This is a genomic window from Dyadobacter sp. LHD-138 (assembly GCF_030929615.1).
Taxonomy (GTDB): Bacteria; Bacteroidota; Bacteroidia; order Cytophagales; family Spirosomataceae; genus Dyadobacter.
Map to the genome: position 1 here is coordinate 42,373 of NZ_JAVFVU010000023.1, position 14,128 is coordinate 56,500.

The following is a 14,128-nucleotide window of genomic DNA, read 5'->3' on the forward strand; positions in this document are numbered from 1 at the left end:
TAAATGGGAGTTTGACGCAGAGTTCGCAGAGACAATATAAAAAAAACTCATCACAACTCTGTGTAAAACTCATTTACCTCTGCGTTTAAAAAAATTAAACAAACTCCTTTTTACCCAATCTAACCTTTGGTTTTTTGTTCTTTTTTCGGCGTCCCCACCAGATAATAAATCCGGTTATGGGTAGGCTTGCTGTGATAAATGAGATGATAAATGCCAGTATTTTTCCAGGTAAACCAAGGATGGCACCGATGTGAATGTCGTAATTCATCCGCATGATCTTGTTTGCCAGCGTCAGGTCGTCGTGATAACGTCCGAAATTGTGTGTAACCGGGACCGGTTTCAGACTATACTGGTCGTAATAAATATAATCACATTTCCAGTAAGTACCGGCAATGGTGTTGGTAACAGCGGCAATGGTCGATTTACTGGTTTCCGGGAAATGCATTTCGATGGTTTCCGCGGCCGGGTTTTCCGCTACCGTTTTTTTCCATAAAAAGTCGACGACAGATGTCGTTGAATCCAAAACAGGTTTCCCTTTTGATTCAGGCTCGTAAAACTCAGTCAATGATTTTCCACCGGATGTTGCCCAGTATACACTTTTTGAAAACCACTGGAAGCCCATAATCAGGCCTGTGCAGGCAATAATAATGGCGACGGGGATAGCATAAAACCCAAGTACATTATGCAGGTCATAATTCTTTCTTCTCCACTGTGCGTTCCATTTTACCTTGAATCGTTGTCTGATAGCGGCCTTGTTTTTCGGCCACCAAAGCACGAAACCTGAGATGAGCAGCAAAACAAAGATCAGCGTGGCAGAGGCCGCGACAGGCTGGCCAAGATTCGGAGGAAGCCATAAATAATAGTGCCCCATCAGAATGAACCGAAAAAAGTCGCTGTCCATATCTTTGATTTTTAATATTTCACCCGTGTATGGATTGGCATACATCAGGTAATAATATTCAGGTTCAAAACTGAAAAACGTGATCACCACCGCGGTTTTGGAATCTGCATACTGAACGCTGTGGATCTTTTTGTCTGGCAATGCTTTTTCAGCGATGGTTCTGAACTGAGACGGAGCCAGGTAAGGTTTTTTCTGAGGTTCTACATAGCGATAAGATTGTGTTGCCTGCTGTATTTCTTCCTGGAAGGCATAAATACAGCCTGTTACAGCAAGAATAAACACGATCAGTCCCGAACCAAGTCCGAGCCATAGGTGGAGAAAATGTATTACCTTTTTCATGGTGAGTGAATTTGAAATGTATGCAACCTTTAACACGAATCCCGTATCCCGGCTGAAACCGGAATACGGGAAGTAAAACCTATATTTTTTTCCTGATAATCAGTCTGTCGACGCTTAGAACCTGAACGAAAGACTGGCTGTTATGCTTCTCAATTTTTGTGGGTTCATGGTCGTATAACCGATCCAGTATTTCTTATCTGTGAGGTTATCCACTTTCACCCCAAATCTGAATTTTGATTGCTCGTAAAATGCCGTGGCATTTAAAATGGTGTATTCCGGCAAAATGAAAACGCCCTGGCTTCTGCTGTTCACAACCTTATTGTCGCTCGCATAATTTCCGCCAAAACCAAACCCAAGTCCGCGGGCCATGCCCGAAGGGATCCGATAGCTAAGCCATAAATTTGCCGTGTATGGAGACATGGCCGTTGAAGGACGTAAACCGACAACATCTTCATCCGCTTTCTCAAATTTCGAATCGTTGTAAGCGAAACCTGCAACCACGTTAAGACCACGCAGCGGGTTAGCGATGATTTCCGTTTCCACACCTTTGCTGCGCTGCGTTCCGTCCTGAATTGAAAAGTTAGGATGGGCAACATCGGCACGGATCAGATTTGAAACCTGAATGTCGTAATAACTTAACGTTGTGCTCAGTTTTCCGTTAAACGCATTCAGTTTTACACCTCCTTCTGCCTGATTGGCATGCTCCGGCTTGAAGGCTTTTCCTGCGAAGCTACTTCCGACCTTGTTCGTAAATCCGTTTTGATAGTTAGCAAAAACCGAAACAACATCTTTGATTGGCATGTAGAGCAAACCAAATTTAGGAGAGAAAGCGGTTTGGCTATAACCGCCTGTTTTTTTGCCCGTTGTTGGACTGTAATTTCCTTCGTTGTCGAAATGGTCAATGCGCAAGGCGGCAGAAATAATTAGTTTGTCGGTAACATTCAGCACATCAGATACATAAGCGCTGTATGTGTTGGTTGCATAATTATATGGATAAACAGGGGCATTGCCGGTTAAGTAAACGGCTTCCAGTGTTTTATCATTGAAATTTTCATAAGTTGGGATAGTGCCCGTCGTTGCGACGGTATCAATATTTATGCTTTTGAAAACCTGATTCGAATTGTTACGGAAAAAATCAAGCCCGCCCAGAAAGCGGTTTCTCATGCCGGCAATCTCAAAATTGCCGTTAAAGTTTTGTTGAATTTCAACAACGCGATCTTTACTGTTCGAGGTAGACTGATCCTCCCGGGAAATATAACCGTTGCCAATATCTGACGGATTTTTTGTTACAGTTGATTTACTCAGTAAGTAGAAATATGGATTTGCTCCGTCTGAGTAGCTGTTCGTGGAAGTGAAATTGGTTGACGAAGTCCAGTTATTGGAAATCTTGTAGTTCATCTGACCGAAAAAGTTCGTGTTTCTTGAAGTCTGGGAAAGATCGCCTCTTGAAAAAGCACGTTTGTAATCGATGTCCATCTGGTTGGCTCTGTTCACGCCCAGGCTTGCGATCGTCTGACCATAAGGGAAGAAGAATATTGTATTGCCCTGATTTTGTCCGCTGTAAAGTTCAGCATCAATATTGAAAGATAATTTCTCGTTTACCTTGTAAGTCAGGCTCGGAGCGAAGGCAAACATTTTGCCGAAACCGTTGTCCTGGAAACTTCCTTCATAGTTATAAGCCGTATTCACACGCAGCAGAATGTTTTTAGCGGAATCCAAAGGCGTGTTCACATCCGCGCTGATCCGGTTAAATCCAAAACTTCCTGTTGAATAAGCAATCTCGCCGCCGAATTTGGCATAAGGTTTTTTAGTAACCCGGTTGATCAAACCGCCATAAGAAGTCAGGGAACTTCCGAACAATGTCGCCGACGGGCCTTTAATGACTTCGATACTTTCAAGGTTTGCCGCATCTATTTTTGTAGAAACATTTCCTGCAATTCCATTTCTCAACTTGCTTTGCACGATAAAGCCACGGGAACCGTAATAACTTCCTCCATCACCGCTACGGCCTGTTGCTTCCCACATTTTGCTGATACCAGGGGCGTTTTTGAGCGCGTCATCGATACTGAAAACGAGTTGTTCTCTTAATAATTCTTTTGTGATCGTGGAATAAACCTGTGGATTTTCTAAATTTTTCAAATTGATTTTAGAAACGTATTCGCTCGATTCACGTTGCAGTTTCCCTTGCGCGCTGATCACAACCTCGGTTAAAGTCTTCGCGTTTTCGGCAAGCGTGATATCACCCAAAGTTGTCGTTTGGCCTGCGTTCACCTGCACGACAATCTCCTTCGTTTCAAGGCCGATGAAAGAGGCAATCAGGATGTATTTCCCGGCTTCAATATTTTTAATTTCAAATTCTCCTTTTGCATTGGCTGTTGATCCTTTTGCAATGCCTTTCAAACCGACATTTACAAATTCGGCCCCAATACCGTCAGAAGTCTTAATAATGCCTTTAATCCGACCCGGGGATTGCGAGAAGGCAGGGGCGGATATTAGCCAAACGGCCAGCGTTAAGGATAATATTATGGAGAATTGTTTCATTTTGTAGTCTACTTAAATATAATTAGTCTTAATAAGAAACAAATCTATTGATAGATTAGATTGAATCCAAATTAAAATAATGGTTCTTGTATTAGTATAATTATATTTTGAGATAGTAATATTAGGGCGGTAGGAAACCGGTTTTTGGCTGATGCAACGAGAGATAGGGCTGGGTAGGATCTTTCTTTACTTAATCCTGAACCGGAAGAAGAGCTGTCCGTTCATCGTTTTTAGTGAAGATGTAGGCGTAATGGAAAGGTTTGAGAGCGGAATAAGCAGATTTATTCCGAACTGGTACCGGCCGGGTGTGAAAGTCAGGCCGGTTTTTACCACGAAGAGATTCGTTTTCATGTACTGATCCATGTTGTCTTTTTTCAGCACAAGTTTGGAGCCCGAAATAATTTTACCCTGATAATTTTCCTCCTCATTCTGCGCCAGCGCACTCCGAAGCGGGCTGTAAGAAATGCCTGCTGAAATACCCAGTTTTGAAATGAATCGATAGTTGTATTGCAAAGAAAGATTGATCCCTGTCGCCTTGATCAGATTGATGTTATTGTGAAACACCGAATCGGCATCAATCCGCCGAATGCGTTTTAATCCGCCAAAATATGCCTGATTTGCATAAAAGCTCAGTGTGAGAGATTGGTTTTCGGTTAGATCCTTGCTTAGCCAAATGCCCGGAATCAGCAACATGTACGGCTTATTCGTACTGTCTGTGGCCGTGAAAATGTATTGGGTGTTATTCAATGCAGCGGTAACATTCCATTCCAGACCAGCGTGGAGCGTTTTAAATAATGCTTTTTTCTCTTTGGAAGGGCTCGCCTTTTGCTGCGGCAGAATGGCGTTATACTTTACAGTTTTTGCCAAATTTTTGCTTAAATTGTTGAATTGCGTAGATTTTGGCGTTAAATTCTGAACAGAAAATGCGATCCTCTTTATGGCCATATCCGGGTTGTTACTGATTTTAGAAATGGTTTGTCTACTGAGGTTATAAGTTTGAGAATTTTCCGGACTAACCGCATAATCGGAATTATCTCCGGTTGCTTTTTCTTTTTTCGATCTGTTTTGATTTTTATCGTATAGATCAGTTCCGACGTTGCTTTTCGGGTATAGATTTTCACTTCGGGTATTCTTTGCAGTGCTATTTCCGGCTATGCCAGCTTCGTTTTTTAGCAGGGTTTTAAATTTGACAGCGGAGGGTTTATTGGTTTTAGGTTCGAAACGACCTGCCTGATCTGTCCGGTTTTTGATGTTTTTTTTGCCTGTTTTAGAGTCCGTGGATGGGTGTGTAGTAATTGCTAAATTTTTGTCAGATGATAATTTGTCTTGTTGTTTACCAATTGAAACGGTGGAATCTGTTTCAATTTTGTTTTCAGCTGGTGATAAAGATAAGTCGGTACTGTCTTTGGCTGTCCCTTGATTCGTTAGCGTATTTTTGTTGTCTTCTTTGTGTGCGGGGATGATGGCTGTGTTTTTGTCCTGCGAAAGCTTTTCTAAGGTGATACCTGCCTTGTTTTTCTGAGGATTACCCGGTAGAAAAAGCCAGATTAAAGCAGCAATACCCAATGCTGCGATAACAGCCAGACCGCCTTTTAACACGGCATTGGACTTATGCGTACCCGGAACCGAGGGCACAGGTGTCTGGCTATCATTATCCAACATATCATTCATTTGCGCCCACGCGTCATCCGCCTGAACTTCCGGTTCCGATAATTTCCCGTTGAGGTATTTTTTGATATGTAGGTTTTTCTTACTCACAATCCTCTAAAGTGACTTTTCAAAAATAATTTTCAATCTGCTGCGACTCTCACTCAGATGCCATTTCACCGTGCCTTCACTGATCGCCAATGATTCCGTAATTTCCTTTACCGAAAATCCATCCAGATAAAAAAGACAGCAAACCCGACGGGTTGCCAATGGTAATCTATTCAGATAAATTTCAATATCGTCGTATTCCAATTTTTCAAAGGGATTTTCCCGCGCTTCAAAAAACATGTTTTCTTTGATTTCATCATAAACAAAGGACTGGGTTTTGCGGTCTCGTAACATGGTGAGTGCGGCGTTCCTCACGGTTGTATACATCCAGTTGAAAAATTCACCTTTTTGCGAGTCAAATTGATCGAGATTTTTGAAAACTTTCATCATGCCATTGTTTATGGCCGTGACAATATCGTGTTTGTCCTCAAAGAAATTTTTGCACAAAGCGAACAGGACAGGATAAAATTGACGATACAATTTTTCCTGACTCTGTCGCTCTCTGCGTTTACAACCGGCTAATATATCCTCTAATTTATCCAAGCTTATGCTTTAGACGTCGGCAATGTTGAGCAACTGCCGGCGATTTGGTGATCAGTTTGTCAGATTTTTTTACAATGACTTTTTTGTCAGGACCACGCCTGTCGTATGAGGCCAGGTGAATTCGTATTTGGCTCCTTTTCGTTCAAAAGTTCCGTTATAGGTCGTGTTGTTTAATGTTACTTCCAGGTTGTAAGTTTTGTTTTCACCGACTGGCCAATAGAGCATAACGTCGTTTTTGGCTTTGGTAGGGCCACCGGAACAGCCAGCAGGGACATTTACATCAAGGAAATTGATGATGTATGTGTCACCGTTTTTACCTAAAGAATAAGTTAGTGAATTATTCGAACACGAATAGTTATTTTTTGTGATAGCCGAGAAATCAAGATGTGCTGCAGAGTCGGCATAGATGATCGGCGTGAGACTGATGACCTCATCAGCAGTGAGACTTTCCTTGACATCCTGGTCAATTGCTACACTTTCATCCTGATAGATTTCGGAGCCAATTTCCACACGGATAAAAACAGAGTCAAGCGTGATACTATCCTGCGCCACGACTGAGTACGAGCCGGCTTTAAGAAAAGTAATGGCTGTACTTTCGCTGCCTTTGTTGATGATGCTGTATGCCGTGGGCGTAACTTTCCAGCGGTAATTGGTGGGAGTAAGGTTTCCCGCAAGTGTGAAGATAACCGGTTCCTGTCTCTTAATTCCGGTAACTTTGGAGGCTTCCAGCCCATTCAGTTTTGAAGATTTTACTTTGTCGGCAGCTACGTCAACATTGTTTCTCTCACAGGCGACCAGCTGCATCAGCGCCAGCAAAATAATTCCTACGGCTAATTTTCCTTTCATGACAATTTGTAGTAAAGTTTAAGAAGAGAAGAAAGACAAGCTTTTCCTGTCAATAAAATAAACTACAAGGGATAGGAGGAAGGTTGGGTGGGAGATAATATTAATTTGAAATATTTAAGAAAAATGCCTTTACCGCATCTTGGAGGCTAGTTGTGCATTCAGGATTTTTGAAATTTCTTCATATTGGGCATACACCATTAAATGCCCGCCACCTTCGATGACCACATCCGGCTTCACAATTTTGAGCGGAATTAACTTGTCCGTGGCGCCGTGCATGTGGTACAAATGATCAGCTTTAACGGGATGCTTCCACGCACTCATGGAGATCAGTGCCCATTTCAAAAACTTACTGTCGGTGTCATGCAGAATTTGTTTTAACAGTGTTTTCAGCTCAGGCGTGTCAGCACCGAAAAATTTGTAGGTAAACGAATTGGCTGATTTGAGTACAGGCGCAGCGAACGGACTTAACAGTAGAAATTTGATAAGTCCACGGTTGAATTTTGAAACCGGAATGCTCGTTGGTGTACTGGAAATAAGGATGATTTGTTCCGGGTGCACGATAGACGAAAGCTCAGAGGCAATGATTCCGCCGAAAGAAAGTCCAACCAATTGGAAGGGTTTGGTCGTATCCATCTGCGCCGTTAACCGGGACGCGTAGCGATGAAGTGATTCTTTTTTCTTTGGCCGGATCCAGTCAATGTAATGAACGTTGAAACGCTCGTCCAGTTTTAATTTGCTAAAAACCCTTTTATCTGCCCCTAATCCACTTAAAAAATAAATATTCATCGTAGTAGATTTTGAGATAACAGGCGTATCATTTTCAGATTGTCCGTAGGAAACAAAGGCAGAAAAAATAGAAAACACCAAAAAGAGACGTAGCATAGGAAAATTATTTCCGTGGAAGATACTGGTTTACATTGCTTTTACAAATGTACGAATGGACTTTTAGTATGGATTGGTATTACTTTGTTATAAAGAAAAACCCGCAGCAATAATTCTCGGTGAGAATCTTGCTGCGGGTTTTGATCTGTGGATTTAATCTATTTTGAGAAACTGTATTTTAAGCCGCTCATTAACCATCTGCCGGGCATTTTTGAACCAAGCAAATCGCTGTATTTTCTGTCGCCAAGGTTATCAGCCTGCGCAAAAACGGAAAGCGTTTTTTTGATCACAGCATATTCGGCTCTCACATTCAGGACAAAATATTCTCTGGTAATGGTTGCGTCAATCGCGGTTGCTTCACGTTTTGCACGGTTTTTATAAATTCCGTTCACGCTGAAAGAGAGGTTGGAAATCTGGTATAAGGCCGAGAAATTCCCCAGAAATTTGGCATGTGAGGAGATGTAAAAAGAAGGCGTTGCTTCACTGCTTTCACTGTTAAGCCAGGTTAATCCGGTGGTTAACCAAAGTTTTTGATTGTCTGTCAGTGATTTTGAATATTGGAAATCCAGTTCGGCACCGGTGGTGTTCACGCTGGCAACATTTTTTGCCAGTCCGTAGGTACCGGTTGGAGAAAGATTATCCTTACGGGGCATCTGCGCATACGGCGTTGACGTATAATCAATTAGGTTATTCTGGCGGCGCTGGAAAAATGTTCCTGAAATTTTCACATTGGTCAGAAACCAGTCTGCCCCGGCCTCATAACTGAATGATGTTTCGGCTTTCAATGCGGGATCGCCCACGCTGCTTCCATTGCTTACGATGGGTTTGTTGTAGTTATTATAACGTTCTGTAAAATCAGCATCCCGAATTGTTTTTCCGGCGCTGCCACGCAGCTGCCAGTGCTCTTTTTTGTAAGAAATATTTACCTGAGGCACGGCTTCGGTTCCAATATTTTCGCGCCAGTCGAAACGGATGGACGGGGTCACGGTAAAGGATTCCCCGATTCGCTGGGAAAATGTTACAAACGGAGCGAGCTGATTGATCGAATGATCTCCACGGTCGTTGGATACAATATTTTTGTTCTGGAAATTAAGACCGGCTACCATGGTTGTGGTTGGCGTCAAAATCTGCTGCCAGGTAAGTAATCCCTGCCAAAGTTTCGACTTGCTGTTGTTACGGATCGAAGCCGAATTGAAAAGGTAATAATCCTGTACAAACTTATACCCGGCGTCGAAGGAGAAGGCAGACTTACCTTTTTTATAGCCAATTTTAATCTGGTTCCAGAAGGTTTTAACCTGTTCCTGAGCAGTGTCAGCTTTAGATGTCGTATAGAAATTCTGAGCTGAAAAATCCCGGTGATCAAACGAAGAACGAAGTGCAACATTCCATGCCGGTGAGAGCGCATAATTGGCCGAAAGCGATAAGGTGTTGTTGTGGAAATAGCCGTTAGTTCCTCTTTGGCGTACACCATCGGCGTTGTTGGTGACACCGCCGATAGAAGCCGCTAACTTGTTTCTCGGGATAAATGCGCCGACATTGGTACCGAAAAATCCGTGCTGTCCACCCGATGCGGAGGCGTTAACAATCGTTTTATTTTTAACCGCATCCTCGTCTTCGGAAGCCAGTTTTGCAGCAAAAGTTTTTGAAACGATGTAGATCACACCGCCAACTGCTTCCGAGCCATATATTGCCGAGGACGCGCCTTTTAATACTTCAATACGTTCAATTTCCGAAGGAGCAATCGGTATATAACTGCTGAAATGGCCTGTGTTCGGATCGTTAAGCCTTAGTCCGTCCATGATCACCAATACCTGCTGGTAGGTACCACCACGAAGAACGATATCACTTTGAGATCCCATCGGTCCACGGGCCTGAATTTCCACACCCGGAACATAACGCAACAAATCGTCAATACTGTGGACGGGAAGATTCTGGAAATAATCCCCTTTGATTACCGCGATATTTCTGCCAGATTCAGAGGCTCTTTTTTCAATGAGTGAAGAAGTGATCGTAACTGGGTCAAGCGATATTTCCTGTGCTTTGACACCTTGCACAGCGATAAAAAGAAAGAACGAAATGTAAAGTTTAGACAAATTCATGAACAATGATTTTTGATAAATGCACTGCAAAAGTATTGCCGGTCCGGACTCTTTATTTACTCCGGTTTTAAGATATATGGTAGTCCGGGAAGGGGGAATGCTTCCTGGATTTTTAGTTTAATCTGGTTACACGGTGTCATTACTCGGCAGGATCGTCGGTAATTTCGTTCTTTTTCTTTTTAACAAATCTGAAAATATGGCCCCTTTCTTCAACCGGGGTTTGGTCCCCGAGCAGGATTCCCCAGGGTTCAAGCCCTTCAACCCGGTCGAAAATAACCTTTAACATGGCTATGGCTGGTATGGATAAAAACATGCCGGAAATGCCTGCAATAGCACCGCCAACCAACACGCCAATGATTGAAACCAGAGCGTTGATCCTTACTTTAGAACCAATAACCAGGGGAACCAGAAAGTTATTGTCGATAAACTGAACGACCAGAAATATTCCGACAACGCCTAAAATGGTATCGATTTCCGGATGACTTATGAAGGTGACGAGCACAGCCAGCACGATCGCAACCAACCCGCCGATGTAGGGAACAAGATTCAAAATGGCAGCCATAATGCCCAGTAAAATAGCATACTGCACATTTAAAACCAGCAAACCTATGCAGTTCAGGACGGCAACGCAGGTGGTTTCCAGCAGCAAACCAACCATATAACTCTGGATAATGGATTTGATCTCGCTTAATATCTCATGTACCTTGGCTTTGTGTTTTTGCGTGAAAACCTCGACCATAAAGTGTAAAAGCATGGCGCGGTAGTAAAGAAGCAAAAAGATATAGATGGGTAATAAAACCAAGGTGCCGAGCGGTCCGGTTACAACACCAAGTGTGTCGCCGCCCTGAAAATTTTCCAGTGTTTGTGTCTGTGCTTTTTGAAGATATTGATCCTGCTGACGATAACTGACGCTATATTCCCGGCGGATCCAGCGCCGTATTTCCCGGTAAAAATCGTTGATATTCTTTTTCAGTTTGGGCAATTCGTCCGAAAAATCAGCGATCTGCATGGAAAGTACGACTGTCAGCCCGGTAACGAGCAGGATGGCCAGCGTAACGGTGACGCTAATCGCGAGTACTTTCGGGATTCCCATACGGAGGAGCCAGCCTTCGATCGGGCGGAGCAATACCGCCAGTAGTCCGGCCATGGCCAGAGGCACAATGATGTCCTGTCCGAGGTAGATTGCAAGCGTAATCAGAGCCAGCGCGATCAGAGAATGTGAAAGCTTATGATAAAAGGGCTGCGGCGCAAGTGGACTCATATGACGTTATGGAAAAAGCAACAAATCAGGGTTCGGTTTTGAATAAAGGATCGGCCGAAGCGAAATATTGGTAAGTTAAACAATAGTTATTAAATCAGATCAGCCCGAAGCCACTGGATTTATCTGAATAAGGTATACGAGAAGCCGACGTTCAGATGTACCGGAGCCATTTTTTTTCACGATGTGCCGATTTATACCCCGAATACCATTTGCAGAGCGGATAAAGTACGATGATCACGAATGCCCAGATCATATATACATACGGAAGCGCAACGCCGGAGCCATTAACCGGTCGTCCGAACTGGAAAGGACCAAAAGGAAGGTCCTTCCAGGTGAATCCCTGATAAAACATTAAAGCAAACATCAGTGAATGAGCGAGATACCAATGTAGGAGATAATAAAATAAAGGCACTTTTCCATACACAGAGATGATGGAAACAAACTTGTTTTTTGCTCCGTCCGCCAGCGCCATGACCAGAAAACTGATTCCCAAAGTAAGCGAAGCATACAATAGGGACGGCGGATATTTGGATATGTTGATGAAAGACAGCAACGTGAAAAGCGGAGTTTTCTGGGTTTTCCATGGGGACGGGTCTCCATAAAAATTAGCAAACCGGAGCACAACGAAAAAAGCGAGCAAACCAAGTCCGGTCAGGAATAAGGTTCTGCGGCGCCTGGCCTCTCCCTGCAAAAATATTTGTCCGCAGGCATAACCCGTCAGCATGATGCCAAACCAGGGAAGAAACGGATATAAAACAGCGAATGTGAAATTTGGCGTGACCGGGAACACATCCAGCCGGAAGAAAAACGACCAGATTACCCGCAGTGTGACATTGTCGTTGAAATTAACACCCTGTACCAGATTGTGCCCACAGACAATGAGCAGGCCTAAGATGCCAAGTGTTTTTGGTGGGATTTTTAAAAGAAACGAAAGGATAATAAACCCAAGCCCGATGGCCGCGATCACCTGAAAAACCATCATCCGGAATTGGATATCGGCCCACAATCCCAAAGTAATGACTGTAAATTCCAGAACGATCAGCCATAGGCCCCTGGTCACCAGAAATTTCCTGGACTGTGCAATATTGGTGTTGTTTTTTAGGGAGATAAAAGCCGATGCACCGGATAGAAACACGAAAGTTGGCGCGCAGAGATGGGTGATCCATCGGGTGAGAAATAGAGTCGCCGTCGTCGTATCCAGGTTCGTTGGATCATCGGATAATGCCGTGGTGTGCGTCAGGTCCCGGACATGGTCCAGCGCCATAATAATCATAACCAGACCTCGGGTAAAATCAATGGTATCAATGCGTTTCATGCCGGAAAAGGGTTGCGGTTATTACCAAAAGTATAAAAGTGGAAAGTTTACTGGTGGCAGCGGCATGTTGAAAAGAGGGAGATCGGGGAGACGAATAGCCGCTCAAGGGATTCCCGTTAGATAAGAAATTAATTGCTTTTTTTGATAATTCTATTAATTTGTAATGAAATCATATTTCAGAGGGGCTTTCGCGGGCTTTTTATCTCTAATTTTGTTGCATATGAAGAAAAGGACCTTTATCAAATTATCATCTGCGCTAATGACAGCACCCTTGTTTTCTCCTTTGACTGGTTGGGCAACCGGTGAAAAATTAAAAAACTGGGCGGGAAATCTGGAATATGGTACCACGAAATTGTTTCAGGCTGGTCCCACGGCGCAGGTTCAGGATTTTGTAAAGAAGCATACTAAGTTTAAAGTGCTTGGTACCCGTCATTGTTTCAATAAAATAGCGGATAGCACCGATGCATTTATTTCTGTGGTGCAGGCTGAGGAAAATATTGAGATTCATGCAGATGGAAAAACGGTTACGGTTAATGCAGGATTGAAATATGGACAGTTGAGTCCGTATCTGGATAAAAAAGGACTTGCACTGCATAATCTGGCTTCATTGCCACACATTTCGGTGGCAGGAGCCTGTGCTACGGCGACGCACGGCTCGGGAGAGAAAAATGGAAATCTTGCCACCGCTGTTTCCGGCTTTGAAATGGTGACGGGGGCAGGAGACATTGTAAAACTTTCAAGAGAAAAAGATGGTGAGAAATTTCTGTCGGCTGTGGTGAATCTGGGTGCGCTTGGCGTGGTAACGAAGATAACGCTGGACATTCAGCCGACCTTTCAGATGAACCAGTTTGTATACGAAAATCTACAAATGACGCAGCTGAAAGAGCATTTTGATGAGATTGAGTCAACCGGATATAGTGTCAGTCTTTTTACAAACTGGCAAAGCAGGGATATTGCAGAAGTATGGGTGAAGAGAAAGATTGAGAAAGGAGAAAATTACAAGCCCGGACCAACACTTTTTGGCGCGAAGCTGGCCACGAAAAATCTGCACCCGATTCCGGAATTATCCGCTGAGAACTGCACGGAGCAAATGGGTGTGCCAGGCCCCTGGTATGAAAGAATGCCGCATTTTAAAATGGGTTTCACGCCAAGCAGCGGAAAAGAGTTACAATCAGAGTACTTTGTTCCTAGAAAAAACGCCGTTGAAGCGATTATGGCTATTTCCCGTTTGGCTGATCAGGTTGGTCCGCATTTGTTAACGTCGGAAATCAGGACTATTGCCGCGGATGGTTTTTGGATGAGCCCTTGTTACGGGCAGGATAGTGTGGCGATACATTTTACGTGGAAACAGGACTGGCCGGCGGTGCGCAGGTTATTGCCAGTCATTGAAAAAGAACTGGCGCCGTTTCATGCGCGTCCACACTGGGGGAAACTCTTTACGATGACCCCGGAAAAGTTAAAATCCCTGTACGTGAAACTGCCGGATTTTCAAAAACTGGCAAAAGAATTTGACCCGAAAGGAAAACTTCGCAACGGATTTTTGAATACTTATATTTATCAGAGCTAGTCAATAGTAGCTCAAAATCAACAAACTACTTAATAGAATTTAGCGTGAATTGTGCCGTTATTTTTTATAACGGTAGTGA

Annotated in this window: 10 protein-coding genes; 1 reads left to right on the forward strand and 9 read right to left on the reverse strand. The window is 43.5% G+C overall.

Annotated features, from left to right (window positions below):
- Positions 1-94: 94 nt before the first annotated feature.
- The 9 genes from RB622_RS17970 to RB622_RS18010 all read right to left on the reverse strand — a co-directional run bounded on the left by RB622_RS17970 (position 95) and on the right by RB622_RS18010 (position 12,482).
- On the reverse strand, positions 95-1,240 hold the full coding sequence (locus RB622_RS17970) for a PepSY-associated TM helix domain-containing protein (protein ID WP_308047975.1): 1,146 nt from the start codon (positions 1,238-1,240) through the stop codon (positions 95-97).
- Positions 1,241-1,354: 114 nt separating this feature from the next.
- Entirely contained in the window at positions 1,355-3,781 is a 2,427-nt protein-coding gene (locus RB622_RS17975) for a TonB-dependent receptor (protein ID WP_308047976.1), read from the reverse strand.
- Between the two features lie 186 nt (positions 3,782-3,967).
- Complete coding sequence (locus tag RB622_RS17980) at positions 3,968-5,539, reverse strand: hypothetical protein (RefSeq protein ID WP_308047978.1); 1,572 nt, start codon at positions 5,537-5,539, stop codon at positions 3,968-3,970.
- 6 nt (positions 5,540-5,545) lie between these two features.
- Entirely contained in the window at positions 5,546-6,079 is a 534-nt protein-coding gene (locus RB622_RS17985) for a sigma-70 family RNA polymerase sigma factor (protein ID WP_308047979.1), read from the reverse strand.
- A gap of 69 nt (positions 6,080-6,148) precedes the next feature.
- Positions 6,149-6,925: a hypothetical protein gene (locus RB622_RS17990; RefSeq protein ID WP_308047980.1), complete on the reverse strand. Its 777-nt coding sequence runs from the start codon at positions 6,923-6,925 to the stop codon at positions 6,149-6,151.
- A gap of 129 nt (positions 6,926-7,054) precedes the next feature.
- Positions 7,055-7,807, reverse strand: coding sequence for an alpha/beta hydrolase (locus tag RB622_RS17995; RefSeq protein ID WP_308047982.1), 753 nt, complete (start codon positions 7,805-7,807; stop codon positions 7,055-7,057).
- Positions 7,808-7,965: 158 nt separating this feature from the next.
- On the reverse strand, positions 7,966-9,906 hold the full coding sequence (locus RB622_RS18000; protein ID WP_308047983.1) for a TonB-dependent receptor: 1,941 nt from the start codon (positions 9,904-9,906) through the stop codon (positions 7,966-7,968).
- Between the two features lie 139 nt (positions 9,907-10,045).
- Positions 10,046-11,167: an AI-2E family transporter gene (locus RB622_RS18005; protein ID WP_308047984.1), complete on the reverse strand. Its 1,122-nt coding sequence runs from the start codon at positions 11,165-11,167 to the stop codon at positions 10,046-10,048.
- 151 nt (positions 11,168-11,318) lie between these two features.
- Positions 11,319-12,482, reverse strand: a complete 1,164-nt coding sequence (locus RB622_RS18010) for a heparan-alpha-glucosaminide N-acetyltransferase domain-containing protein (protein WP_308047985.1) — start codon at positions 12,480-12,482, stop codon at positions 11,319-11,321.
- A 220-nt stretch (positions 12,483-12,702) separates the two neighbouring features.
- Here RB622_RS18010 and RB622_RS18015 point away from each other — a divergent pair, with 220 nt between their 5' ends.
- Positions 12,703-14,049, forward strand: a complete 1,347-nt coding sequence (locus tag RB622_RS18015) for a D-arabinono-1,4-lactone oxidase (RefSeq protein WP_308047986.1) — start codon at positions 12,703-12,705, stop codon at positions 14,047-14,049.
- Positions 14,050-14,128: the final 79 nt, after the last annotated feature.